Below are 26509 nucleotides of genomic sequence, written 5' to 3' on the forward strand. Positions count from 1 at the left end.
GACGTGCACGAATCACACTGTTACCTGGAGGCCTCTTGCACTGTCCCTCTTTCCACGCTAGGCACGACCATCGGCTTGCGCACCTCGCCACGGGCGAGCAGGACCACGACGTGGTGGCGGGCGACCACCCGGCCGGCCCGCGCCGGCCGTTCCCGGCCCGCCCGGACGAGTTCCGCCGGCCGGCGACCACCCGCCACCGGCGGGCCCGGCGCAGGTGCGGGCGGAATCCGGAGGGCGGCCAGCACCGGCACACCGGCTTCCGGCCCCGCCGCCGCCAACCCGGTAAACGCTCCCGGTCAGAGCACTAGGCACGGAACCGGGCGCGTCGGCGGCCGCGTCTTCACAGGTGACCGAGTCCCTGATGACCGGGTGCACGGAGGTGAGCCCGGATGAAGACCTTCGAGCGTGCGGCGGCCCGGTGGAGATCCCTGACCGTCGGGCACCGGCTCGTCGCCCTCGGCGTCGGCGGCGGCGCCGTGCTCCTAGCGATCCTGCTGGCGGTCGTGCTCACCGTCGGCGGCGGGGGCGGCCCCGGGCACACGGCGGCCGGTCTACCGCCCGCCCCGTCGGCTTCCCCGCCGGCCGGCCCCTCCGGTCCCGGCGGCGCGAGTGCCGCGTCGCCGCTCACCGGGCTGCCGGGTGGAGCGGGCAGGATCATCGCCGTCAAGATCGACAATGCCGCCGCGGCCAGGCCCCAGACCGGCGTGAACGCGGCCGACGTGGTGTACGCGATCGAGGTCGAGGGCGGCCTCTCGCGGTTCCTGGCGGTCTACGACTCGAACCACCTGCCCGCCGGCGACCGGATCGGCCCGGTGCGCAGCGCCCGGGAGAGCGATCTGCCCATCCTGCAGCAGTACGGGCGGGTGGACTTCGCGTACTCCGGGGCGCAGACCGCGTTCCTGCCGGTGCTCGCCGCGGCGGACGTGTTCAACAGCTCGCCGGTGCAGGACAGTTCGTTCTTCCGCGGGCAGTGGAACGTGCCGCCGTTCAACCAGTACGTGGTGCCGTCCGGGATTCTCGGCCACTTCCCGGACGCGGCGGTGGCCCGCGACGTCGGCTTCCGCTTCGGCGACGCGCCGGCCGGCGGCGTCCCGGCCGCCTCGTTCACCGCGCGGATGCCGGCGGCCTCGTTCACCTTCACCTGGTCCGCCGCGGAGGGCAGGTACCTGGTGGCGGTCGACGGCAGGCCGGCCGCCACCACGGACGCCGGGCAGATGGGGGCGCCGACGATCGTGGTGCAGAAGGTCGCCGAGACCACGTCGCCCCGAGGGCTGGTCGACTCGTTCGGACACCTCGTGCCCTACGCGCCGACCGTCGGCGGCGGTGAGGCGGTCTTCCTGCGGGACGGCGCGGCGTACCGGGGCACCTGGTCGCGGTCCGACGCCTCCGCCGGCACGGAGTTCAGCTACGCGGGGCAGCCGATGACCTTCCACCCCGGACAGGTCTGGATCGTCCTCGAACCCGCGTGAGGTTCACCGGACCGCCCGGCCGGGTGCGGGCTCAGGCCGTTCGCCGGCGCCCCGCCGGTGACGCCGTGCCGGGGCCGGCCCGGGCAGCCGGCAGAGCACCGGTACCGTCCTCGCCCGTGGCCCGGCACGGCCTGACCTGGACCTCCCACGCCCCGGGGGCCGCCGCCGCCGTGCCCGGCCGGCCGCGGGCACCGGCGCCGGTGCCCGCGCGAAAAGGCGAACGGAGCGTGTACACCGAGCTGTTGCCAATCGATGTCCGAATTGTTTCAAAGTCTGCACAGATACCTCCCCGGCACCCGCCCCGACCTGCGGTTTCACCATCGTTCGCGGAGCGCGTCAGGCCCTCGCCGGAGTGCCTCACCAGCCTCCTGAGTCACACGCCCACCACCTTGACCCCGTTGTGAGAAATCTGGCCTGAATCCGCATCCGACGGGTCTACGATCTCCCAACGTCGGACCGGATCATGGCAGTTCACGATCATCGGGGGGGTGGCATGGGTCTGCTCGGCGGCGATCTGCCCTTCGCCCGTACCCTCACCGCCCACGACCATGAAGCACTCGTCTCGCTCGGAACCCCGAAGACCTTCGCGGCGGGGCAGCACCTGCTGTCCGAGGGGGACCGCTCCACCCACGTCCTGCTGGTCCTGGCCGGCTGGGCCATGGTCTTCGTGGCCACCGACCGCGGAGCCACGCGGCTGGTCCTCGGCCTGCGCGGACCGGGCGAACTCATCGGCGAACTGGCCGCGTTGGACCAGCGGCCGCGCAGCGCGACCGTCCAGGCGCTCGGGCCGGTCGAGGCGCTCGTGATACCCGGGGACGGCTTCCGGCGCTTCCTGGCCACGAGCCCGCGGGTCGGCAGCCAGGTGATGGCCCAGCTCGCCTCCCGGCTGCGGGACTCCGACCGGGAACGCTCGGCACTCGCCTCGCTCACCGTCGTCCAGCGCCTCGCCAGCCGGCTCGTCGAGCTCTCCACCACCGACGCCACCGCCGGGCCCGCCCGCACCCGTTCCGCCGAGGGCGGTTCGGCGTCCGTCGTCCACCTGGCACAGGACGACCTCGCCGCCACCGTCGGCGCCACCCGCGAGGCGGTGGCCAAAGCACTCAAGCTGCTCCGAGACCAGGGGCTGGTGCGGACCGGCACCCGGATGGTCGAGATCCTCGCCCCCGCCCCGCTCCTCCTGCTCGCGCAGGGGCCGCACGACCAACGGCCGGAGGCCAGACCGCGCCTCTGAGCGCAGAGAGCGGGGGATCGCCGGCGCATGTAAAGCGTCACAGACAACCCGGCGCCCGGCGCCGGATTCTGACGGTGTGCCGAAGACAAGCGTGGGGGTGAACGTGCACGACCAAGCAGTCGACGCGGTGTACGAGTTGGTGGTCAGCGTGGACGTCCGGAAGTCCGGCGCCTACAACGACGCGGGAAAGACCCGGATGCGGCGGCAGCTGTACGCCATCCTCGACGGGGCGTTCGCCGAGGCCGGGGTACCGGCCCGCGCCGTCCACCGCGAGGACCGGGGCGACGGCATCCTGGCGGCGGTGGGCCCCACCGTCCCGCCCGCCCGCATCCTCGGCGTCTGGGTCACCGAGGTGCACGAGCAGCTGCGCCGGGAGAACCCCGACCTGCGGATGCCGCTCGGGCTCCGCGTCGGCCTCCACGTCGGCCCGGTCACCCACGACGCCCAGGGCATCAGCGGCCACGCCGTCGACCTCGCCTGCCGGCTCACCGACTCGGCCGCCGCCCGCCTGCTGCTCGAACGCGACCGGGCCGACCTGGTCGTGGTCGTCTCCGACTCGCTCTACCGCGAGGTCGTCCGCCACGGCGGCCGCTTCGTCGACCCCGACGACTACGCGCCGGTCGACCTGCGGACCAAGGACGGCGCCACGCCCGCGTGGGTCCGGCTCCCCGGCCGGCCCCGGCCTGCGCAGGTGCCGGACGGCGGGGAGCGGGACGGCGGGGAGCGGGACGGCGGCGGGCAGGACGCGCCGGGCCGGCGGGAACCGGCGGAGTACACCCTGGTGGCCCCGCTCGTGCCGGAGGTGCGGGAACCACAGGACGTCCAGGAGATCCCGGAGCAGACGATCGTGCACGGCGACGTGTCGGTGCACCGCGACAACACCTACCAGGGGCCGGTGCACATCGGCCGCACCACCGGAGGGGCGCACCGTGGCTGAGCCGAGGAACGCCCCCGCCGCCCCGGCCGCGCGCCGGGCGGACGAGCCGCGCGACCGGGCCGACCGGCGCGCCGGCGAGGACCGCCCCCGGCGCGAACCGTCCGAAGGCGACGGCCCTGAGCGTGACCGGCCCGAGCGCGCGCGCCCGGCGTCCGGGCCCGGCGACCGGGACGGCCGCGAGCGGCCCCGGGCCGACCCGGGCCGGGCCGACGAGGAGCCCCCGGCCCCGGGCGGCGCCGAACCCGGGGCCACGGACGGGGAGCACCCCGCCGGCGGCCGGGCGGCCCAGGACCCGGAGGACCAGGAGCGCGCCGAACGCGAGCGCGCCGCCGGCCGGTTCCGCGAGCGCAGCCGCGACCGGCTGCTCGACGAGCAGGAGGAGGAGGGCGGGGCGGCGGTCGGCATGGGCGCGACCTCCCGCGCGCACCGCCAGGCCCGTGGCTCGTACCAGGTCGGCGGCGACCACAACCTGTTCGACCGCACGGTGTTCCACCAGGCCCACATCGGCGACGTCCACCTGCGGCTGGACAGCCGGCAGGCGGTCGGCGCGGTCAGCGGCCCGGTGCCCGAGTCGGAGCTGCGGCGGGTCCGCCGGATCTACCTGGAGCCGGAGGGTTACGTCGACCTGCAGCAGGCGCTGCGCCGGCAGCGGGTCCTGGTGCTCGCCGCGGCCCCCGGCGCCGGGCGGACCTGCACCGCGCTGGCTCTGCTCGACGAGCTGACGCAGGACCGGCCGCCGGCCGCGGACGGCCCGCAGGACGGCGTGCGGGCCGGCGGCCCCGCGGAACCACCGGCCCGGGTCTCCCGGGTCTCCCCGGAGACGGCCGTGCCGCAGCTGACCGTCACCGTCGAGGGGAACGGCGGGCAGCGGCACGGCTACCTGCTCGAACTCCCCTCCGGCCACGGCAACCCCGGCCTGCCGCCGGGCGAGCTGGAGCTGGACGCGCTCGCCGCCGCGCTCGCCGGTGTCGGCTCCTACGCGGTGCTGGTGGTGGCCGCCGGCCCCACGGCCACGCCCCTGCTGTCTGGGCGGTACGGCCGGATCTGCCCGCCGGCTCCGACCGAGCAGCTGCTGCGCGCCAGGCTGGCCGCGCATCTGGCCGGCCCGGACGCGGAGAGCACCGAAGCCGCCGGGGCCGCCGAGCCCGCCGGCGCCGGGGCCGCCGGAGCCAGGGCCGCGGCGGAGTCCGCGCCCGCCGGGGGTGCGGACGCGGACACCGGGCAGCCGGGCGACGCGCGCACCGACGGGCCGGGCGACGGGCCCGGTGACCCGTCCGGCTCCGGTCACGCGTCCGGTGACGCGTCCGGTTCCGGTGACGGGCCCGGTGACAGCGCCCGTGGGACCGGCGACGAGGCGGCCGCCCGGGCCGCCTGGGCGGCCGAGCTGGCCGACGACCCCGAGCTGCGGGCCGGCGTCGGGCTGGAGGACCTCCGCCCCGCCGAGGCCGAACTGCTCGCCGACCTGATCGCCGCCCACGTCTTCGGCAGGCTGACCCGCGAGGAACTCCTCGGCGGCTGCCGGAGCCTGGCCCCGCAGCAGGCCCAGGAGTGGTTCGCCGGCGCGGACCGCGAGATCGCCGGCGCGGCCGAGGAGACCGGCCGCTCGGCCGCCACCGTGCTGCACCCGACCGCCTCCCGGATCGCGCTGGCCGTCCTCAACGGCGCCGTGCACAGCACCGTGGCGGAGGCGGCCCACCTGCTCACCTGGGAGCTGGCGGTGGCCCGCGACCCCGGCAACACCCCGGCCCGGCCGTTGTTCTGCGACGATCCGGTCTCCGATCTCGCCTACCTCCGGGCCGAGTTGACCGAGGGCGAGGTGGAGACGGCGGGCATCAGCGCGCCCGCCCGGATCGTCCGCTACCGGGGCTCGGCCCTGCCCGCCGCCGTGCTCGCGGAGGTCTGGGACCGCCACCACCCGGCCCGCGAGCCGATGGTCCGGTGGATGCGGCTGCTGGCCGACGACCCTCGGCCCGAGATCTGGGTGCGCGCCGCCCTCGCCTCCGGAGAGCTCTGCGCCCGGGACTTCGCCAACGGCTACGAGAAGCTGGTCCGTCCGATGGCCACCGCCCGCACCACCCAGCGCCGGGCCTTCGCGGCCACCGTGCTCGACCAGACGGCCCGGCACGAGAGCCACCGGCCGGCCGTGCGGGCCCTCGTCCGCGACTGGACCAAGTCGGACTCCCCGCGCCTGCGCTGGACCGCCGCCCTGACCCTCGGCTTCGGCCACGCCGCCCCGGTGGAGGCCGCACTCGACGGACTGGCCCGGATCGGCACCGACGAGGAGGACGACCAGGCTCCGCTCGCCTCGCACAGCGTCGTCCGCCTGCTCTCCGGCCCGGACGACCGGGCGGTGCTGCGCCGGCTCGCCGACTGGACCGGCGACCAGCGGGTGCCCTACCAGGACCTCGGCCTGCTGACCGTCGTGCGGCTCGCGCTGACCACGGTCGGTGAGGTCTGGGACGGCGAGGCCTCGCCGGACCTCGGCGACTACCTGGACTGGCCGCTGCCGCTCGCCCTCGCCGTCACCCGCCCCGACCGGACCGGCCCACTGGCCGACCTGATGTGGACGGCGCTGCGCACACCGCGCTCCCACGAAGCCGCCACCGACTGCCTGGAGTTCTGGCTTCGCGGTGCCGTCGACGACGACGGCCCGGACACCCGGGCCGGGCTGGCCGCGCTGCTGCCGGCCCTGCTGAGCACCGACAGTGAACGACGGCTGCTGGACTGGCTGTTGCGCCGCATGATGAACGACCCGGACGATCCCCTGCCGAACACCCGGGGCCGCGAGCTCTGGCACCTCGCCACCGGCGGCCGCCCCGGCGGAGACCACGGCGGGGGCCGGGAGGGGCGGGGCGGGCGCCGCGGCCGCGACGGTGAGGACGGACGGTCCGCCGACGCTGTCGGGACATCGGAGGAGGAACGATGACGGACAACCCGCGGGCCGCCGCAAGGCCCGCAGGCCGGGGCAGGTCCGGCACGCCCGAGCAGCCGGCCGGTCCGCTGCTGAGGGAGTACCCGCGCCCGGACGCCGGCGCCCGCCACCCGAGCGCCGAGGTCGCCCTGGTGCTCTTCTATCGCAACGGCGGCCACAGCGTGGTCACCGCGATGGGCACCGAGCACTTCGGGCGGCCCCTGATGGCACGCCCGGTGACGGTCTGCGAGGTGGCCAGGGGCACCCATGTCACCCGGCTGACCCTTCAGGTCCCCGCGGCCGGCAGCGCCACCTTCTTCGAGGTGGAGGCGGACGTGCAGTGGTCGGTCACCGACTACCGCAAGGTGGTGGACGAGCAGGTCAAGAACGTGGCCGTGCGCCTGCGGGCACCGCTGGTGGAGCGCCTGCGCGGGATCTGCTCGAACTACCCCGTGTCGGCCGCCGCGGAGGCCGACCGCGCGGTCAAGTCCGCCTGCCGCAACGGGCAGTGGGACGACCTGGGATACGACCTCGGACTGCGGGCGGAGCTCTACGTGCGCTTCGCGGTGGACAAGAAGACCATCCAGCACGTCGACGCGGAACGGAACTTCGACCACGACGACCGCACGGCGGCACGCAGCCACGACCGCGCGCTGGCCGAGGAGCACCGGCGCACCGAGCTCCTGCAGATGCGCATGCGCAAGTTCCGGACGATGCTCGAGGGCGGCGAGTGGAGCCAGATCTGCTTCATGCTCGCCGACAACCAGGACGAGGCGCGCGCGTTCATGGAGATGCTGCGCCAGGAGTCCCGCGCCGACAAGCGTGAACTGCTCGACCACACCCTGCGACTGGTCGAGAAGGGGGTGATCCAGTCGGCCGAACTGGAGTCGCAGGTCCGGGAGTTGCTCGGGACCACCGCCTACCGCGTCGAGGGCAGCTTCGGCCGGCCACCGCTCCGGGAGCCGGCTCGGAGGGCCGAGCTGTCGCCGGGCGGGCGCCGGGGTCGCGGTCAGGACGACGAGGACGACACCCGGTGGGAGGACCGGCACCGGGAGGACCGTGGCGACGCCCGCGACGCCCGCAACGCCCGCGACGACCACGACGACCGCCGTCGGACCGGCCGCACCGCCGGCCGGAACGACGACCGGAGAGACGACCGGAGAGACCACGTGGGGAGCGACCGGCCCCCCTTCACCCCGCTGTGGGTGGATGCCGAGCCCGCCGCCCCGCACCGGACCCCCGCGGCCCGGACCGGCCGCCGGCCCAGCGAGGCCTTCGACGACTGGGAGTACCCCGGGTCCGACGCCGCCGGCGGAGACCGTCGTACCGAGGACCGCCGCCCGGACGGACGCCGCACCGACGAGCGCCACACCGACGGACGCCACACCGACGACGACCGGGAGCGCGACGACCGCCCGTGGTCCCCCGGCGAATGGAGCTGACGACCCGTGACCGACACCGACGCCGAGACCGGCCCGGCCCCGCACCCCGCCGCCGCCCCCTGCCCGGACGAGGCCCGCTTCGTCGCCGACCGCCTCCTGGCGGCGGCGCGCGAGGACATCGGCCGGGCCGACACCAAGTCCTCGATCCTGCTCACCGCCGCCCTCGGCCTGCCCGCCCTCCTGCTGGGCCGCAGCTGGGCCGCCGACCGGCCCGGACCGCTCGCCGCCGTACTGCTCGCGCTCGGCGGCGCGCTCTGGGCCGCCGGAGCCGTGGCGCTGGTACGGGCGATCCTGCCCCGGACCGGCACCCTGCGCGACCGCGACGGCGTCACCTTCTTCGGCGACCTCGTCGCCGCGGAGGGCCGGTCCGCACTCGCCGGCCGGGTGGCCGCGGCCGGCCGCGACCCGCTCGACTGGCTGCTGGTCCAGGCCGTCGACGTCAGCACCATCCTCGCCGCCAAGTACCGCTGGATCCGCTGGGGAGTCGCCTGCCTGGCGCCCGGCTCGGTCCTCGCCACCGCCGGGCTCCTGCTCGCCTGAGCGCCCGGCCCGCCCCCCTTCGGACGGCCCTCCACCGGGCGGCCGGCCGAACGCCCCCTGATCCAGAGGAGACGACGGTGCAACACCTGCCCTTCGCGCCCTTCCGCCGGCGCGGCACGACCGGCGCACGGGCCCGCGGGCCCCGGCGCGCCGCCGGCGGCCTCGGGCGGGCCGCAGCGCTCACCGCGGCGGCCCTGCTCACCGCCGGCCTGCCGCCCGGCCCGGCCGCGGCCGACGAGCCCGGCACCGGCACGGCCGCCCCGGCGGCCATCGGCCCGGTCAACTACGCGGTGGCCGTGGACGAGTCGGGCAGCCTCAAGGCCGCCGACCTCGACCGCGAGCGGGCCGCCGCCGTCCGCATCGCCCTCGGGGAGGTCCACCCCGCCTCGACCATCGGCGTGTTCGGCTTCGCCAGCGCGGACAACGACTCCCAGCACCCGGTGGACGAGGTCTGCCCGCCCACCGTCCTGGACGCCGCGGGCCGCGACCAGATCGGCGCGTGCATCGGCAAGCTGCACAGCCGCGCCCCGGGTGAGGGCCAGGGCACCGACTTCCCGAACGCCGTGCTGCAGGGGGTCAGCCGGCTCAGCACCGGGACCGACCCGGCCACGCCCCGGGTCCTGTTCGTCCTCACCGACGGCAAGCTCGACGTCAGCGACAGCCCGGCCTACGGGGATCCGGCCCACCGCGCCGCCGCCGGCGACGAGGCCCTGAGCCGCGCCCTCGCCGCGGCCAAGGCCGCCGGCATCCAGGTCTGGCCGCTCGGCTTCGGCTCCGACATCGACCGGGGCGCCCTGGACCGGATGGCGGCCGGCGGCTTCCAGGACGGCTGCGTCAACCTCCCCGACGCCAAGCCCCGCGCCTCGGTGGTGCCGGACTCCGCCACCGTCGGCAGCGCGCTGGAGACCGCCTTCGCCGCCGCGCACTGCCTGCGCACCACCCCCGGGGACAGCGGCCGCCCGCCGATCGACCTCCAGGTGCGGATCTCTCCGCTCACCACCGTGGGCAGCATCGTCGTCGACAAGGGCGACCCGGCGGTGACGGCCACCTACTTCGACCCCTCCGGCCGCGAGATCACCGGCACCACCACCGACCCGGTCTCGCAGTTCGAACTCTCCGGCCGCCGGCAGTCGGTCGAGTCGCTGCGCATCACGGACCCGCTGCCGGGCCAGTGGCGGATTCACCTGGACGCCCCCGAGGACCACCGGGCGCAGCTGGCCTCCGTCAGCGTCCTGTGGCGCGGTGCGCTGCGCAGCTCCATCACCATGGCCCCGCCCTCGCCGCGGGCCGGCGAGCAGGCGGTGGTGACGCTCAAGCTGCAGACCCGCAAGGGGTTCCAGATCACCGACCCGCAGGACCTGAAGGACCTGGGCGTCAGTGCCGGCCTGACCGGTGAGGGCTTCGCCCCCGTCCCGATCAGACTGGCCGACGACGGCGTCGCCCCGGACCCGAAGGGCGGCGACGCCACCTTCACCGGGACGGTCACCGTGCCCGCCGGCGCGACCGGCCGGATCAAGGCCTCCGGCACCCTCACCGCCCCCGGGCTGATCGCCGACGAGGACCGCTCGGCGGGCACCCTGGTCGCCCCGGCGGTGCCCCTGGTGACGGCCTCCCTCACGCTCGACGGCGGCGCCGACCGGCGCATCCACCCCGGGGACGAGGTCGCCGGCACCGTCGCCCTGCACAACGGGGACGGCGTCGCGCACACCCTGCGGCTGGCCGTCACGGACAGCTCCGAGGGCCTGCTGAAGCTGGAGCCGGGGCAGATCACCCTGGCGCCCGGGGAGTCCCGGCGGGTCGACGTCACGCTGACCGCCGGCGGGTCGAAGGCGTTCCGAGGGCTGCTCGACCGGGGCGATCTGCGGCTCGGCGGCAAGGTCACCGTGATCGACACCTCCGACCGGGACCGGGTCCTCGTCGACAGCCCGCTGTCGCTGACCGTCACCCCGCCGCCGACCTTCTGGGAGCGGTGGTGGTGGGCCTGCCTGATCACCGGCATCGTGCTGGTGGTCGCCGTGGTGCTGCGGCTGACCCTGCGCCGGCTGCGGTGGGCGCGGACCAGTCCGGCGGGGCTCTCGCTGCTCCTGCTCGACGCGGACGGCCGGAAGGTCGGCCAGCTCACCGCGACCGCCGGCACGGGCGGCTGGTACGAGTTCGACGTGGTCGGAGTGGGCGGCCCGAACCCCCGGATCGTGCGACGGCCCGGCGGCCCGTACCGGGTGCAGCGCAACCAGGACGGTGGGGCGGTGCTCGAAACCCGCCGGCAGGCGAGGTCCCGCCTCGACCCGGGCCACCCGGTGCCGCTGGCGGAGGGGCTGAGCCTGGACATCGCGCCGGGGCGGGGCGCGACGGCCGACCCGCGACGGCCGGCCGGCGGCGGGCGACCACCGGCCGCCGACCAGCCGCCGGTCTCCCCTTACCTGTGACCCTGCCCGACCGCCGGTGCCCCGGGGCGCCCGCCCGGCGCCCCGGCCCGCCCCGGACCGTCCCACTCCCTCCACCGTCCCAGCCACACCCGTCCCAGCCACACCCGAGCCGGCCGCCCCGCGCGGCCGGATGAAGGCGGACCTCATGAAGATCTTCCAGCCGATGCTCTTCGTCGGCCTGGGCGGCACCGGCGGCCTCGTCGGCGCCGAACTGGAGCGGCGACTGCGCGCCGAACTGTGCGGCCCCGACGGCACCGCCCTGGGCCACCTCGGCGACCTGGCGCCCTACCAGCTGCCGGACTGTCTGCAGTTCGTCTACGCCGACTTCAGCGAGGCGGACCTGGCCAGGCTGCCGCACGCCACCGTCGACCCGGCCCTGCGAGCCGCCTACAGCCGCACCTCGCGCGCCACCCACGACCTGCTGCCGAACTTCGACAGCTCGCCCGACGTCACCAAGATGCTCCGCGCCAGCCTCCCCGACGAGACCGCCGCCTGGCTGCCGCCGCGCAACAGCGAACCGCGCGTCACCCCGCTGAAGAACGGCGCCGGGCAGCTGCCCACGGTCGGTCGGGCCGGCCTGTTCGGCACCCTGCGCAACGGCCCGGACCCGGTGCTGGAGCCGCTGATGCAGGCCATCGACGCGCTCGCGCGCGCGGGCGGCGTGCTGAGCCAGCTCGGCGGCGGCCAGGTGTCCGGCTGCGACGTCTTCGTGGCCTTCTCGGTCGCGGGCGGCACCGGCGCCGGGATCTTCCTGGACTACCTCTACCTGATCAACCACGCCTTCCGGGAGAAGCGCTTCGACGGCGTCAAGATCTACCCGCTGGTGGTGATGCCGTCCGCGTTCCCGCCGGCGACCGGCGGCGGCCGCGAGGCGGAGCTGAACTCCGCCCGCGCCCTGGTGGACCTCTTCCGGCTGGTGGACGAGCAGAACGCGCCCGTCGAGGGCGCCGAACTCGGCGACCTCGACGAGGACCTGACGCTGCGGATCCGCTACCCGCACACCGCTCCGATCCGGCTGCGCACCGGCATCCTGCCGACCGCCTTCCTGTTCAACCGCACCGCCGGCATCCGCCAGGACGACCTGCGGCGCTCCATGGTGTCGCTGGTGATGTCGCTGATCGGCACCGAGCTCGGCGACGGCCGGCAGAGTTCCCGCGCCCGGGCCGACGACGACTACCAGACCTTCGCCGCGAGCTTCATCAACCGGGGGGTGCAGCGGGCGGCGATGGCGCCGTCCGGCATCGGCCGGCGGGGTGTCTCCACCAGCCTGGTCGCCTCGATGACCGCGCCCGTGGACGAGCTGGCCGCCCTGGTCTCGGGCCGGATCCTGCGCGCCTCGGTCGAGCAGCTGAGCGACCGTTCGCACCGCTCCGACCGGTCCGCGGAGGAGTTGGTCAAGCAGATGTTCGCCGACTCCGGCCTGGAGGACCTGCTGGAGCGGCCGACGCTCGAACTGCAGCCGCTCGCCCCGGAGCCGCGCGGCAGCTCGGCGATCGAGACCGCGCTGGCCGCCCGGCTGAGCGACATGCAGTCCGAACTCGCCAACCTGGCCCGCCAGGTGGCGCTGCGCACCGCCGACATGGCGAGGGACTTCGCGCCGCGCAGGGCGGTGGACAAGCTGCTGGCCACGGTGGACCCGTTCACGGTCGAGCGGATCGTCAAGGGCGTTCCGCAGGAGGCGAACGACCTGGCCCGGCTCGGCTTCCTCGGGATGCTCGACAACCGCACCCGGATGCCCGCACTGCCGCCGGGTACCCGCGACCAGCCGCCGTCCGTCCCGAGGATCAAGCGCCGGATCGGCGGGCTGGCCCAGCCGCGCTGGGGGGACGAGGACGTCCAGGCCGTACTGCGCGCCCAGGACGCCTGGTACCGCTGGCGCAGCCGGCAGCTCTGGCACGACGGCTGGAAGAACCAGCAGCAGCGCTGGGAGCCGACCGCCCGGGCCCTGGACGCCGAGGTGAGCCGCCTGGTCTCGGCCTTCCGCAAGCACTCCGACCAGGAGCCGAGGGCGTTCGCCGAGCAGTCCCGGGTGCTGTACGAGGACCGCACCGGCGTCTCCTACCTGCTGCCGCCGCAGCGGGACCTCAAGCACTTCTACGACGATCTGGTGACCCGGCTCGCCGCCCGCGAGGGCCTGACCAACACCGAGGACCAGGCCGCCCTGCTGCTGCGGCTGGTCGGCGGCGACGAGTGGCGCGCCGCGAACACGGCGAGCCGGCGCAGCCCCGACGGCGCGGTCGGCGGTGTCAAGGCGGTCGTGGAGGCGGGCGTCAAACGGCTCTTCGCCGAGAGCGGCGCGCAGTTGGAGGAGCGTCCGCTGCTGCCGTCCATGGGGGTGCTGCTGGCCGCGGCGGCGGGCAGCGCGGAGGAGGCCGAGCTGGTCAGCAAGGAGGCGCTGGACCAGTTCGGCCGCAAGCTGGCCGGCCTGCTGCCGGCCGGCTTCGTCCCGGAGGGCACCGGGCCGCTCAAGGCGCTGGTGACGTACCCGCGGGTCAAGAACGTCGACGAGGTCGAGGCGTTCCTGCGCAAGGAGCTGCGGCTGCCCAAGGACGCGCGGCCGGAGTTCCGCGGGGTCGACACGGAGTCGATCACGGTCGTGCTGTTCCGCAGCGAGATGAGCCTGACCGAGGTGCCCGAGGCCCGCAAGGTGCTGCGCCACTGGGCCAAGGTGAAGGACAACGAGCAGAGCGAGGACGTGCTGCGCTGGCGCCAGCGCCTCGGCCACCGGGACGACTGGCTGGTGTCCACCGAGGCGGACCGGCGCAACGTGCTGCACCGGCTGCTCTGCCTGCTGTGGAACGGCCAGGTGGACGTGCTGGAGGGGCCCGAGGACTCCCCTCAGCTGATCCGGCTGCGGCTGTTCCGCGAGCGCGGCACCGATGTGCCGGGTGTGCGGCTGCGGCTGGGCGAGCAGCAGAACGGCGTGTCCGGCTGGGCCGAGCTGCTGCGTGCCTACGAGCGCTGGACGGTGCTGGACGACGAGCGCACGGTCGGGGACTACTGCAGCCGGCTGATGAGCGCCCGCCCGGTCGGGCTGTCGCGTTCGGCCAGCCGGCCCGATCCGTTGTTCGTACGGCTGGTCGAGCAGGTCGCGCCGCAGCAGCTGCGCATGCTCAAGTCCCGCCGGGAGATCGGCGGGGAGCGGGTCGAGGGCTGGTTCCGCCCTCTGTGGCAGTTCTGGGCGGAGACCCTGCCGGGGGCGCTGAGGCTCGACTTCGGCGACCAGCGTGCCGTGCAGCCGAACCTCGGCAGGCTGCTGGAGGTGATCCAGCGCGGCGAGCTGTCGCCGCGGCCGGTCGAGGACGTCGACGACGACGGGCCCGCCCACCAGCCGCGGGCCGTGCGCGAGGAGGACGACTGGGGCACCGTCAGGCCGGCCGAGGGGGGCGCCTGGCCCGGCGCCGAGCGGGGCCGCGACGGCGGCGACGGGGGCAACGGCGGCGGCGAGCGCGACCGGCGCGCCGACCGGGCCCACGACGGCGGACCGGACCGCGGCTTTGACCGGCCCCACGAGGACGATCGGGGCGCCGACCCGGGCCGCGGGTCCGGGTGGGACCCCGGCCGCGACGGCGGCCACGAGCCGTCCCCGGAGTGGGCCGAGCCGCCGCTGCACAAACCGTCCGAGCCGCCGTACCGCCCGTCCTGGTGGGACGAGGACCCCGACGGGCCGACCACGGACCGCCGGGGCGGTGAGCCCGCGTGAGCACACCCCTGACCCAGTCCGCACCGGTCGTCCACCTCGACCTGCGCACGGACGAACTGGCCGGCACCGACCCGGCCGGCCTGCGGGCCGCCGTCTCAGCCCGCCTCGCCCGCCAGGGCCGGCCGCAACCGCACGACCAGCGGTTCCTGGTGGTCGACACCCCCGCCGGGCTGGCCGAGCACCGCACCCGGTACGAGCAGATCATGGGCTACCGCACTCCCGGCCGGGTGCACGTGCTCTGCCTGCTGGTGGGTGGCCTCTCGGCGAGTGCCTCCGAGGGCTACCCGGCCGAACGCCGGCTGGTGCGACCCGCCACCCTGCGCGGCCCCGAGGCCGGCCTGCTCTGGGCCGGCGACCTCCAGGCGGGCGACGGCCTCCAGGAGCCGGCCGCGCCCGACGACCCGCAGGCGCTGGCCGTCCTGGTCGACCTGCTCAGCATCCCCGAGGTGTACGACGAGACCCTGGACGTGCTGGGCGGCCTCCCCGAGGGGGTGGCCGCTCCGGGGCTGCGCGTCCTGGAACACGGCCTGTCCCCGGACGTCCGCAGCCAAGCGTGGAGCGAGGCGCTGCTGCGGTTCGCCGGCTCCCACACGGCCTCCCCCGCCGGACCGACGGCCCGTACGGGCGGGGACCTGCCGCCCGCCCTCTCCTCGCTGGTCACCGGCGCCACCACCGGCAGCCCCGGCCGGCGCGAGGAGGGCGGAGCCGCCGCCCGCGCCCACCACGCGGCCGTCGACGCCCTGGCCGACGCCGAGACCGAGCTCGTCACCTTCGGCAGCCCCGCCGGCCTGCTCACCGGCGCCGGCCGGGCCGAGCTGGAGTCGGCGCTCGGCCGCGCCCGGGAAGCGCTGGACCGCTACCGCGAGGTGGTCGGGCAGGTGCTGCGCAGCGATGGCGGGACGGCCGGCGTGCAGTCCGCCGCCGAGTCCTCGACCCGGCTCGCCCGGCTCGGGATGGCGGTGGCACCCGCCGGTACGAGCGGCGAGCGGATCGGTGACAGCCTGCGCAGCCTCGCCATGGGGCTGCTGCGCGAAGGGCTGCCGCTGCGCTCGGTGGCCCAGCGCTTCGCCCTGCTCTCCGAGCAGGTGCAGCCGCTGTCCAACGCACCGCTGCTGGCCGACCTCGACCGGCTGCGCGCGCCCGAACCGGGCGAGCGCACGCTGGACCCCGACCCGCCGGGCAACGGCGTGCTCGCCGTGACGGGGCTCCTCGGCGCCGCCGGCGGCCTCTGGACCTGGTCGGCCACGGCGGCCGCCCTCACCGTCCCCGTGCTGGTCGTGCTCGGCATGCTGCTGGTCGCCTTCCGCCTGCCCGGCGGCCCGGCCCGGCCGGCGGACGCCCGGCGGCTCGGTGCGGCCGCGCTCGCCGGCGCCGCCGTGGCCGCGGTGACCGCGCAGCTGGCCGGCCTTCCGGTCTGGTCGGCAGTGGCAGGCCTGCTGCTCGCGCTCGGGTGCTGGGCCTGGCTCCTGCTGAGGGCCTGGCACATGCACGCCCAGCGCTGGGGCCGCGAACGCGGCGTCACCCCGCTGCAGGACGAACTGAACGGCCTGGACGACCTGTTGGCCCGTGCCCTGCGCGAGTGCTGGGCCGTCGAGGAGCGGCGCTACTGCGCGGACGCCGCACTGTCCGTGGTCGGGGTGCTGCGGGCGACCGCCGAGGCCGCGGAGGACGAGGCGACGCGCGACCTCGCCTCCGACACGCCCGCAGCCACCGAGGAGGCCGCCGACGACTGGCTGAACGGGCCGGCCGAGGAGGGCGACGACGACCTGTCCTGGCAGGACGAGTACGACTGGACCAGTGTCCCGCCGCAGCCCGAGCGGTGGCCCGACGCCGGGCCGGACGAGCCCGCCGGCCTCGGGGAGGCCGGTCCGGGCCCCGACGGGGAGGGCGCCTCCGGCTCCGGTCCCGGTCCGGCTGCCCGCCCCGGCGCACCGCGCTGGCTGGAGCGCGGCGAGGCCAAGGGCGGCCCCGACCTCGTGCCGACCCTGGCCGCCGACCTCACCGACGCCACCCTGACCGCCCTGGAGCCGTACTGGGGCGCGGTCGAGCGCGGCTACGCCGGCGACGCCGCACAGGAGCGGATCGCCGAGCGGGTCCGCGAACTCCTCGGCGTGGCCCGCGAACACCTGCGGCACAACGACGTGCTGCCCGCCCCGCCGTTCACCGCGCCGCACCGCGTCCGCAGCGGGCCCGCCGGTCTGCTGGGCATCGACGCCCGACGGGTCGCCGACCCGGCCACCGTCGACCCGGACGGGCAGGGCGTGGTCCAGCTGAGCTCGGCCGAGCAGCTGGACCTGCTCAGCCGCAACCCCGCGGCCGTCGCCCTGATCCGGTTCGCCCCGGAGGCCGCCCGCGACGGCTCCGCCGCCGGTTCGGCCGCCGACCCGGTCGTCGGCACGGCCGCGGGCCACCAGGAGAGCCGGGACGTCCGGACCGCGGCCGGCCGGTACGCCGGGATGCTGCGGCTGACCGCGCTGCGGGCCGGCGTCGTCGCGACCGTGCGGCCGCGGCACGACGCGCCGTCCGACACCGAGGAGGAGCAGTGGTGAGCGCCCCCGGGCCGGGCCCGCAGAGCGGCGGCCCCGGCCGTGCCGAGCCCGTCGAACTGTCCTTCCTCGATCCCGACGGGAGGCGGTGCCACGCCTGGGCCCGGTTCGGCTCCGACGCCGGCCCGTCGGCCCGGGGCCTGCCCCGGACGCGCAACGCGCTGCTGAACGAGCGCGTGCGGTGCGTCCAGGTCCGGATCGCCGACCCCGACGCGCCCGGCGCCGCCGAGGCGGCCCGCGCCGCGCTCGACACCGAGGCGGCGGCCGCGCTGCGGCTCCACCACGCCCTCGGGAGCCCCGGCGCCGCCCGGCCGTTCCCCGTCGTGATCGGCTACGAGCTCGACGTGGCCGAGCCGTTCGTGCTCTACCGGCCCCCGCGCGGCCGGACCGCCGACAAGCTGCACGGCCTCCCCAGCACCCACCTGCGCATCATCGAACGGGACCTGGTCGACGCCGTCGGCCTGCTGGCGGAGCTCGGCCTGGTCCACCACGGCATCACCCCGGCCACCGTCCGCTGGGACGGCTCGGAGATCCAGCTCTGGGGCCTGGACGCGGTGACGCACACCGGGCGGCCCCGCGCGCCCCGCGGCCCCGCGCCCTACGCCCCGCCGGAGGTGCGCGGCGGGATCGGCCGCAGCGATCCCCGCGACGCCCTGTGGAGCGCCGCCCAGGTGATGTACCGCCTCGTCACCGGCCGGGCCGGCGACCCGGACCGGGCCCCGGCCGACCTGGCCGACCACCGGTCGCTCGCGCACACCATGGGCCCCCTGTTCGCCCCGCGGGCCTCCGACCGCCCCGCCCCGGCGGCCCTGCTCGGCCTGCTCGCCCCCGACCGGGCCCCCGCGGCCACCCGGCTGGCCGGCGACGGCCTCACCGCCCACCGGGCCGCGTTCGACCGGGCCCTCGCGCTCAAACGCTCCGCCGGCGCGGCGCCGCCCGGCGGAGCGGTCGGCCACGGCGTCGGCGGGCCGGAGCCGGAGCCGGCCAGGGACGCCGCGCCCGGCGAGGTGCTCTGCCCGTACTGCCTGGAGCTGATCCGCTTCGACCCGGCCGCCCTCTACACCCCCGACGCCGTCCAGGAGCTCCAGCCGTACGACCTGGGGGCGCAGCGCAGTCCGCGGCTGCTCGCCGACGAGCTGCGCGGCGCCTTCCAGCTCTGCCAGGGCAACGCCGGCGTGCCGCCGCACCACATCCCCGTTCCCTACCTGACCAACGGGCGCCCGCTGACGGTCGCCATGATCGGGCAGTCCAACACCGGCAAGAGCCACCTGCTCACCCAGATGATCGCCGAGATCGCCGACGACCGGCTGAAGCCGTACGGCGTCAGCTGGCAGTCCGTCAACCCGGAACAGCACGCCAGCTTCCTCAACAACCGGGTGGTGCCGCTGCGCGACGGGAGGGTGCTCGCCCACACCGCCGGGCTCGGGCACAGCGAGTCCGCCCGCTTCGTGGAGTCCCTGCTGATCACCGACGCGCGGGGGCGGATCCGACCGCTGGCCTTCTTCGACCTCGCCGGCGAGGACCTGCTGCGCACCGACGCCCTGCTGCGCTTCCTGCTCGGCATCGACGCCCTGGTCTTCGTCGTCGACCCCACGCTCGCCATGCCGCTCGCCCAGCTCGACGACCTCCGCACCGCGCTCGGCCAGCACGTCAACCGTGACGGCGACCCGGCATTCGCCACCGCCCTGGACCGCATCCCCCGGACCGGCCCCTACCTGACGGTCCCGTCCGCCGTCGTGGTCGCCAAGGCCGACCTGCTGCGATCCGAACCCCCCGTCGACCGCTGGCTCAGCGAACCGGGCCACACCCCGCTGAGCCGCCGACGGATCCACGAGGAGAGCCGCGACGTGTACGCACTGCTGGAGCGCCACGCCGGCAAGGCCTGGCTGCGCCCCTTCGACACCGCCCTGCACTGCACCCTGCACGTGGCCTCGGCGACCGGCGGGCGGCAGGAGGACAGCCGCTACCCCCGCGGCGTCCGGGCCCAGCGGGTGCTCGAACCCCTGCTCTCGCTGCTCGCGATGCACGGGATCGTCGAGCTGGCCGACGGCGGCCCCGGCGAGGAGGTGGACGCATGAGCACGCCCGGCACCGGCCCCCTCGACACCGTCGACCAGATCGCGTTCCGCTGGCAGGGCAACCAGGGCCGGCGGGGCTCCGGCACCGCCGCCGCGGCCTGGTCCTGCGCCAGGGAACGCGCCGAGGACCTCGCCCACGAGCTCGCCCCGATGCTCCGGGTCGACGACGCGCTGCGCCCCAGCATCGTCCGCACCGTCCTCCAGGGCGGCGAGGCCGCCCTCGTCCAGCGGTGGCCCACCGCCGACGCCGGCGGCCGGCCCAACACCGCCGCGCACGTCCTGCTCGGGCCGGTCAACCTCCTCGGCCCCAGGATCTGCCTGGGCCTGCGGGACTGGACGTGGAGCCGGCAGGAATTCGCCGAACAGGAGAGCGGCCGGTGCGATCCGGTGCCGCGGACCGCCCTGTGGGACGCCGCGAAACCGGCCTGGGCCGACACGCTGGCGCAGCTGCCCGACGTCCGTGAGGCGCTCACCGCCGCCACCGCCGCCCTGCTGCGCCGCCCAACGCACCGCCTCTCCCTGCGCAGCGACGCCCTGCCGGGCTGGCCGGGGGAGAACCGGTCCGGCGTCGTCATCGCCGGCCTGTACCAGGTCTTCGGCTACCAGTGGCTGGGCCGCGCGTGGACCTTCGCCACCTACGACATGACGGACCGTCACGACCTGATGGTCACCTGGGTGGCGGACTGGTCGACCGACTCGGGGCAGCAGCGGTCGCGCTACCGCATCGACCCGAGGCGCCCCGAGCCGGACCTCGCGCACGAGCTCGCGGGCCACCTGGTGGAGCGCTGCCTCGTCGCCACCGAGGAGGGCCGCCGGTCCGGGGGGCTGCCGGAGCTGACGCGGGAGCTGCCGGACGGCGCGGGGCTGCCGGCCGAGGCGCGGCTGCGGGAGCTCGCGGACGTGCTCGGCGTCCGGCCGCGGCGGCCCGGCGGCGGTTCCACGCCCGCCGCCCGGCCGGGCGAGCACCCGGTGCACACCGGCACCGGCCGGCCGGGGAGCCGGCGCACCGCCGGGCCCGGCGGCTGGGCCGGTGACCGGCCGAACGAGGGGCCCGACGGCTGGGTCGGCGGCCGGACCGGCGATCGGGCCGACGGCGCGCACACCGGGGGAGGCCGCTACGCGGGGCCCGACGACCCCGACGAGGCACCGGTGTACGAGACACCGATACCGGCCCCCGCCCCCTCGCCGTCCTCGCTGTCGCTGCTGCACGAGGACCTCCTGCGGATCGGCCCCGACCCGTCCGCAGCCGTGTGCGAGGACCTGAAGCGGCGGATCGCCACGCTGAGCGACCGGGACGTGCTCGACCTCCTCCGGGAGGAGGCCCTCCCCTTCCGGGCGGTCAACTGGCTGCTCAACGGCCTCAGCCGCCGCGAGGGGCGCAGCGCGGAACAGGAGTCCGAGCTCTGCGCCGAAGTCCTGCACCAGCGCCTCTACCTCTACCGTGCCGGACCGGACCGGACCGGCCACGCCAGTGCGGACGACGACAAACTCGCGGAGCGGGCCGCCTGGCTGTTCGGTTGGGCGGTGGCCCCCCACACCCGGGACCCGCGCCACACCACGGCACTCGGGGCGTGGCTGGGCGAGCTCGTCCGCCACGACACCGACCTGGAGGCCGGGCTGCTGCGCCGGCTGGTGCCACCCCCCGGGAAACAGGCCGACCCCGGCCTGCCGCCCGACCTGCCGCCCGAGCTCTGGCGTCAGCTGCTCCACGAGCTCTCGCCGGGCACTCCTGGCGCCGCAGGCACCGCGGGCCCGCCGGGGGCGAGGGCGGCGGCCGTGCGACCCAAGGCGGCCGCACCGCACGCGCTCCCCGCGTTCTCCGGCCCGCCCGCGGCGGAGCAGCCCGCCGAGCCGCCCCCGCCTTCGATGGGTGTTTCCTCGGCGGGTGCACCGTCGATGAGTGTGTCGGAGCAGCCGGTGGAACGGCGTCCGCCGCAGGCGGCGCAGACCCTCATGGCGCAGCCGCGTGCCGCCGAGGCGGCCGTCGCTCCTGGGCCGGGCACCCCCGCGTACCCACCGTTCGCGACCGCGGCGCCGCCCGAACGGCCTCCCGGGCCGCTGTACAACCAGCCGCACCACCACCAGGGCGACCAGCGCGACGACCTCAGGCGGATCGCGGTGGTCGCCGCCGCCCTGCTGACCCTCCTGGTGATCGCCCTGACCGTCCTGTTCTCCCGCCACTGATCCCCGGCGGCCGGACACCGGAGCCCGGCGTGCGGGACTCGCGCACGCCGGGCCGCCGGATCGGAAGGGGTCAGCGACCGGCTCGCCGTCCGGCGCCTCCACGCCGCGGCCGCCAAGGGTGGTGGCCGCTCAAGCGGGGCGCTGAGAAACCGTCCTCGTAGAGCCGCTGCGCCCAGTCGATCGTCGACGCCCGGGTCCTGGCCTGGCGCCTTGCCCTGGACCGTGACCCGGTGCCGGCATTCGCACGATCCCCCTCCGGTGATCTCGTTCCCTCGCCTTGGCATGCCAGGGTCATATTCAGCGGGTGTCGCGGCCCGGCCGGTCATCGCGAGGGCCGCCGCGCACGCGCGTTCGCCACCACCCGGGCGTATGTATCGCTCTCTTGACTGGCGTCACCAGAGCGCCATACTGGCCTCACTCCCCGCTCGCCGAAGAGGTGCCGCCACATGGAGCTCACACCCTCAGCGCATCTGGACACGTTCTGCCGCGACAGCCTTCCGCCGCTCGACCAGTGGCCGGAGTTTCTCTTCGAACTGCCCGAGCTGGCCTATCCGGACCGGCTCAACTGCGCGCACGCGCTGCTCGACGAGACGATCGAGCGCCTCGGCCCCGACCGGCCCTGCCTGCTCACCCCGACGGAGCAGTGGAGCTACGGCGAACTGCGCGAGCACGCCGACGCGGTGGCCCGGGTCCTGACCGAGGACCTGGGCCTTGCCACCGGCAACCGCGTGCTGCTTCGCGGCCCCAACACCCCCTGGCTGGTGGCGTGCTGGCTCGGCGTGCTGAAGGCCGGCCTGGTGGCGGTCACCACCATGCCGCTGCTGCGGGCGCCCGAGCTGACCGCGATGATCGAGATCAGCCTGCCGGTCGCGGCGCTGTGCGACCACCGCAACCTGGCCGAGCTGGAACGGGCCGCCACGCCCGGCCTCGCCGTCCTGGCCTACGGCGGCCCCGGACCGGACGACCTCACCGCCCGCTGCGCCGCCCGGCGCGGCCCCTTCACCGCCGTGCCCACCGCCGCCGACGACGTGGCGCTGATCGCCTTCACCTCCGGCACCACCGGCCGGCCCAAGGCCACCCTCCACTTCCACCGCGACGTCCTGGCCAACGCCGACACCTTCTCCCGGCACGTGCTGCGGCCCACCCCCGACGACCTCTTCGCCGGCACGCCGCCGCTCGCCTTCACCTTCGGCCTGGGCGGGCTGGTGGTCTTCCCGCTGCGGGCCGGGGCCGCCACGCTGCTGCTGGAACAGACCGGCCCGGAGGAGCTCGCCGAACAGGTCGCCCGGCACCGGGTGAGCGTGCTGTTCACCGCGCCGACCGCCTACCGGGCGATCCTCGCCGCCGGGCTGGCCGACCGGCTGGCCGGCGTGCGGCGCTGCGTCTCGGCCGGCGAGCACCTGCCGGCCTCCGTCTGGCAGGCCTTCCACGCGGCCACCGGACAGCGGCTGGTCGACGGGATAGGCGCCACCGAGCTGCTGCACGTGTTCATCTCCGCCGCCGACGGTGACATCCGCCCCGGCGCGACCGGGCGGCCCGTCCCGGGCTACCGGGCCGCCGTGCTCGACGCCGACGGCTCGCCGGTACCCGACGGCCGGCCGGGCCTGCTCGCCGTCAAGGGCCCCACCGGGTGCCGCTACCTGCGCGACGAGCGCCAGCGCGGCTACGTCCGCAACGGCTGGAACCTCACCGGCGACACCTACGTCCGCGACCCCGACGGGTACTTCTGGTACCAGGCGCGCACCGACGACATGATCGTCTCCGCCGGCTACAACATCGCCGGGCCCGAGGTCGAACAGGTGCTGGCCGGCCACCCGGACGTGCTGGACAGCGCGGTGGTCGGCGCACCCGACGAGCGGCGTGGCAGCGTCGTCAAGGCGTACGTGGTGCTGCGCGAGGGCGTGCCGGCCGGGCCGGAGACGGAGCGGGAGCTCCAGGAGCACGTCAAGCGGACGATCGCGCCGTACAAGTACCCGCGCGAGGTCGAGTTCGTCACCGAGCTGCCGCGCACCGCGACCGGCAAGCTGCACCGGGCCGAGCTGCGCCGCCGGGCCGCCGCGCGGCCCGCCAGCGTGGCGGTGGGGCGGCGGGTGGAGTGGTCGGACACCGACGCGGCCGGGCACTACCACTTCTCGGCGGTGCAGCGCTGGGTCGAGGCGGCCGAGGCGGTGCTGCTGCGCCGGCTCGGGCTGGCCGGGCTGTTCGGCCGGATCCCACGGGTGCACTTCGAGGCCGACTACCGCGAACGCCTCTGGTTCGGCGATCCGGTCCGCACCGAGCTGCGGGTCCTGCGGGTCGGCGGCTCCTCGCTGCACTACGCGTTCGAGGTGCACGGCCCGCAGGGCCTGGCCGCCGCCGGGCGGATGTCGGTGGTGCACGCCGCCGCGCAGGCCAAGGGCGCCGAACCCTGGCCCGCCGAGGTGCGCCGGGCGCTCGCCGAATCCGGTCCGCAGCAGCCGGAGGAGTACCGATGAGCGGCGCAGGGGTGCCGGCAGACGCCGGAGGGCTCCCGGTGGGCGACGGGGTGCGGCGGGTCGCGGTGATCGGCGCCGGGCCCGGTGGGCTCTACTTCGCCGCGCTGGCCAAGAAGTTGGCGCCACACCGGGAGATCACGGTGTGGGAGCGCGACGACCGCGACGACGCGTTCGGCTTCGGCGTGGTCTTCTCGGACGAGACGCTGGACGGCATCGCCCAGGCCGACCCGCAGGTCTTCGCCGCCCTGTCGGCCGAGTTCGCCCGCTGGAGCGACATCGACGTCCGGTACGCCGGGCAGGTGCGCACCTGCGGCGGGCACGGCTTCGCGGCGCTGGACCGCAACCGGCTGCGCGCGGTCCTGCAGGAGCGCTGCGCCGAGCTGGGGGTGGACGTGCGCTACCGCACGCCCGCGCCGCCGGTCGCCCGGCTGACCGCCGAGTACGACCTGGTGGTCGCCGCCGACGGGGTGCGCTCGGCGACCCGCGCGGCCTTCGCGGAGGCCTTCCGGCCCGAGCTCGACGAGCGGCACTGCCGCTACATCTGGCTCGCCACCGACAAGGTCTTCGAGGCCTTCACGTTCATCGTGGAGCAGCACGACTTCGGCGCCATGCAGGTGCACGCCTACCCGTACAGCGACCGGCGCTCGACCTTCATCGTGGAGATCGCCGAGGAGGCGTGGCACAAGGCCGGCTTCGACGCCCTGGCCGGGCGGGAGTCGAGGCGTGGGGAGAGCGACCTGGCGAGCGTGCGGCGGTGCGAGCAGCTGCTCGCCGGGCACCTGGACGGACACCGGCTGATCCCCAACGCCTCGCGCTGGATCCGCTTCACCACCGTGCGCAACGCGCGCTGGCACCACCGCAACGTGGTGCTGCTCGGGGACGCCGCGCACACCGCCCACTTCTCGATCGGCTCGGGCACCAAACTGGCCCTGGAGGACGCCCTCGCGCTGGCTGCCGCGCTGCACGAACAGCCGGTGCTGGAGCACGCGTTGACGGCCTACGAGGCCGGGCGACGGCCAGTGGTGGAGTCCGCGCAACGGGCCGCGCAGGCGAGCCTGGAGTGGTTCGAGACCGTCGGGCGGCACACCGGCCAGGGCGCCGGGCAGTTCGCCTTCAACCTGCTCACCCGCAGCCGCCGGGTCACCTACGCCAACCTGCGCGCCCGGGACGCCGCCTTCGTGGACTCCGTCGACGCGGACTTCGCCGACGCTGACCTCGCCGACGCTGACCTCGCCGACACGACGAACGGCGACGCGCCGGGCGGCAACGCGCCGGGCGGCGACACAACCTCCCCCGGCGGCGCGGGCGTTCCGCCGATGTTCCGGCCGCTGCGGCTGGGCGGGCTGCAGCTGCGCAACCGGATCGTGGTGCCGCCGCTGGCCACCTTCACCGCCGTGGACGGGCTGCCCAGCGGCTTCGACCGGGCCCAGCTCGCCGCCCAGGCCCTCGGCGGCGCCGGTCTGGTCTTCACCGGCATGACCGCGGTCAGTGCGCAGGGCCGGGCCACCGAACGCTGCCCGGGCCTGTGGTCGGACGCCCAGGAGGCGGCCTGGCATGCGCTGGTGCGCTCGGTCCGCGAGCTCGGCGACACCCCGCTGGGCATCCAGCTGACCCACGCCGGGCGGCGCGCGGCGAGCACCGTGCCCGGCCCGGACGGCATCGGGCACCCGCTCGCGGACGGCTGGCCGACGCTGGCCGCCTCTCCCCTGCCCTGGGAGCCGGCCGGCCCGCCCCCGCGCGAGGCCGGCGCGGCGGAACTCGCGGGCGTGGCCGCCGACTTCGCCGCCGCCGCGGCCCGCGCCGACCGGGCCGGATTCGACGTGCTGGGGCTGCAGTTCGGCCACGGTCACCTGGTCTCCGGGTTCCTCTCCCCGCTGACCAACCATCGCACCGACCGCTACGGCGGCCCGCTGGAGCACAGGCTGCGGCTCGCGCTGGAGGTGCTCGACGCGGTGCGGGCCGCCTGGCCGGCCGGAAAGCCGATCGTGGTGCGGATCTCGGCCGCCGACTGGGCGCCGGGCGGCACCACCGAGGCGGAGGCGGTGGCGATCTGCCGAGCGCTGGCCGCCGCCGGAGCGGACGCGCTGGACGTCTCCACCGGCGAGGTGGTCGCGCACCAGAGGGTGCCGTACGGGCGCGGCTACCAGGTGCCGTTCGCCGACCTGGTCCGCAACGCGACCGGGGTCCCGACCGTCGCGGTCGGCGCGATCTCCGGTCACGACGACGCCAACTCGGTGCTGCTGGCCGGCCGGGCCGACCTGGTCGCGGTCGGCCGAGCCCAGCTCTACGACCCGCTGTGGACGCTGCACGCCGCGGCCGAGCAGGGCTACACCGGCCCCGGGGCGCGCTGGCCGCAGCCCTGGCAGGCGGGCAGCCGCCGGCCGCCCGGGCCCGGCGCGGACCGGGTCGCACCGCGGCTGCGGCTGCTGCCCGAGGCGGCCGCGCCGGTGCACCTCCGCTGGCTGCCCGACCGTCCTGACGACCCGCCGCCGGAGCGGGCGCCGGCCCGACCGGCGGACCGGCCCGGCCGGAAGACCACCGAACCCGTACCGAACTGAGGGAGGACCGG

The 26509-nt window shown here is 76.2% G+C and carries 12 protein-coding genes and 2 pseudogenes; all 14 read left to right on the forward strand.

The window, feature by feature from the left end; all coding sequences use genetic code 11:
- Positions 1-389 precede the first annotated feature (389 nt).
- Positions 390-1469, forward strand: coding sequence for a DUF3048 domain-containing protein (locus ACZ3YO_RS21740; protein ID WP_465571637.1), 1080 nt, complete (start codon positions 390-392; stop codon positions 1467-1469).
- A 493-nt stretch (positions 1470-1962) separates the two neighbouring features.
- Positions 1963-2700, forward strand: coding sequence for a Crp/Fnr family transcriptional regulator (locus tag ACZ3YO_RS21745; RefSeq protein WP_396321149.1), 738 nt, complete (start codon positions 1963-1965; stop codon positions 2698-2700).
- Between the two features lie 76 nt (positions 2701-2776).
- Positions 2777-3637 carry a nucleotidyl cyclase domain-containing protein gene (locus ACZ3YO_RS21750; protein WP_465571641.1) on the forward strand — a complete coding sequence of 287 codons (861 nt, stop codon included), beginning with the start codon at positions 2777-2779 and terminating at the stop codon, positions 3635-3637.
- A complete protein-coding gene (locus tag ACZ3YO_RS21755; RefSeq protein WP_465571643.1) occupies positions 3630-6563 on the forward strand; it encodes a hypothetical protein in 2934 nt (977 codons plus the stop codon). The genes ACZ3YO_RS21750 and ACZ3YO_RS21755 overlap by 8 nt, the downstream gene beginning before the upstream one ends.
- The gene (locus ACZ3YO_RS21760; RefSeq protein WP_465571646.1) at positions 6560-7990 is read left to right on the forward strand and encodes a hypothetical protein; all 1431 of its coding nucleotides are present in this window, start codon (positions 6560-6562) and stop codon (positions 7988-7990) included. The genes ACZ3YO_RS21755 and ACZ3YO_RS21760 overlap by 4 nt, the downstream gene beginning before the upstream one ends.
- A gap of 6 nt (positions 7991-7996) precedes the next feature.
- Positions 7997-8530 carry a Pycsar system effector family protein gene (locus ACZ3YO_RS21765; protein ID WP_465571649.1) on the forward strand — a complete coding sequence of 178 codons (534 nt, stop codon included), beginning with the start codon at positions 7997-7999 and terminating at the stop codon, positions 8528-8530.
- Between the two features lie 77 nt (positions 8531-8607).
- A complete protein-coding gene (locus ACZ3YO_RS21770) occupies positions 8608-10956 on the forward strand; it encodes a VWA domain-containing protein (protein WP_465571651.1) in 2349 nt (782 codons plus the stop codon).
- A 145-nt stretch (positions 10957-11101) separates the two neighbouring features.
- Positions 11102-14659 carry a tubulin-like doman-containing protein gene (locus tag ACZ3YO_RS21775; RefSeq protein WP_465571653.1) on the forward strand — a complete coding sequence of 1186 codons (3558 nt, stop codon included), beginning with the start codon at positions 11102-11104 and terminating at the stop codon, positions 14657-14659.
- A complete protein-coding gene (locus ACZ3YO_RS21780) occupies positions 14656-17208 on the forward strand; it encodes a hypothetical protein (RefSeq protein WP_465571656.1) in 2553 nt (850 codons plus the stop codon). Before ACZ3YO_RS21775 ends, ACZ3YO_RS21780 begins: the two co-directional genes overlap by 4 nt.
- On the forward strand, positions 17205-19283 hold the full coding sequence (locus ACZ3YO_RS21785) for a protein kinase family protein (RefSeq protein WP_465571659.1): 2079 nt from the start codon (positions 17205-17207) through the stop codon (positions 19281-19283). Before ACZ3YO_RS21780 ends, ACZ3YO_RS21785 begins: the two co-directional genes overlap by 4 nt.
- Complete coding sequence (locus ACZ3YO_RS21790) at positions 19280-21466, forward strand: hypothetical protein (RefSeq protein WP_465571662.1); 2187 nt, start codon at positions 19280-19282, stop codon at positions 21464-21466. The genes ACZ3YO_RS21785 and ACZ3YO_RS21790 overlap by 4 nt, the downstream gene beginning before the upstream one ends.
- A 446-nt stretch (positions 21467-21912) precedes the next feature.
- Positions 21913-23529 (forward strand): annotated as a pseudogene (locus ACZ3YO_RS21795) (AMP-binding protein); the annotation flags it as partial.
- An 87-nt stretch (positions 23530-23616) separates the two neighbouring features.
- Positions 23617-23940, forward strand: a pseudogene (locus ACZ3YO_RS21800) (acyl-CoA thioesterase); the annotation flags it as partial.
- Positions 23937-26498: an oxidoreductase gene (locus ACZ3YO_RS21805; RefSeq protein ID WP_465571665.1), complete on the forward strand. Its 2562-nt coding sequence runs from the start codon at positions 23937-23939 to the stop codon at positions 26496-26498. The pseudogene ACZ3YO_RS21800 and the gene ACZ3YO_RS21805, both read left to right, overlap by 4 nt.
- The last annotated feature ends 11 nt before the right edge of the window (positions 26499-26509 follow it).

The organism is Kitasatospora sp. NPDC022785, from assembly GCF_055561295.1.

Coding starts and splice junctions, on each gene's coding strand:
- ACZ3YO_RS21805 (WP_465571665.1), top strand. CDS start 23,937: ATGAGCGGCGCAGGGGTGCCGGCAGACGCCGGAGGGCTCCCGGTGGGC.
- ACZ3YO_RS21740 (WP_465571637.1), top strand. CDS start 390: ATGAAGACCTTCGAGCGTGCGGCGGCCCGGTGGAGATCCCTGACCGTC.
- ACZ3YO_RS21760 (WP_465571646.1), top strand. CDS start 6,560: ATGACGGACAACCCGCGGGCCGCCGCAAGGCCCGCAGGCCGGGGCAGG.
- ACZ3YO_RS21745 (WP_396321149.1), top strand. CDS start 1,963: ATGGGTCTGCTCGGCGGCGATCTGCCCTTCGCCCGTACCCTCACCGCC.
- ACZ3YO_RS21775 (WP_465571653.1), top strand. CDS start 11,102: ATGAAGATCTTCCAGCCGATGCTCTTCGTCGGCCTGGGCGGCACCGGC.
- ACZ3YO_RS21790 (WP_465571662.1), top strand. CDS start 19,280: ATGAGCACGCCCGGCACCGGCCCCCTCGACACCGTCGACCAGATCGCG.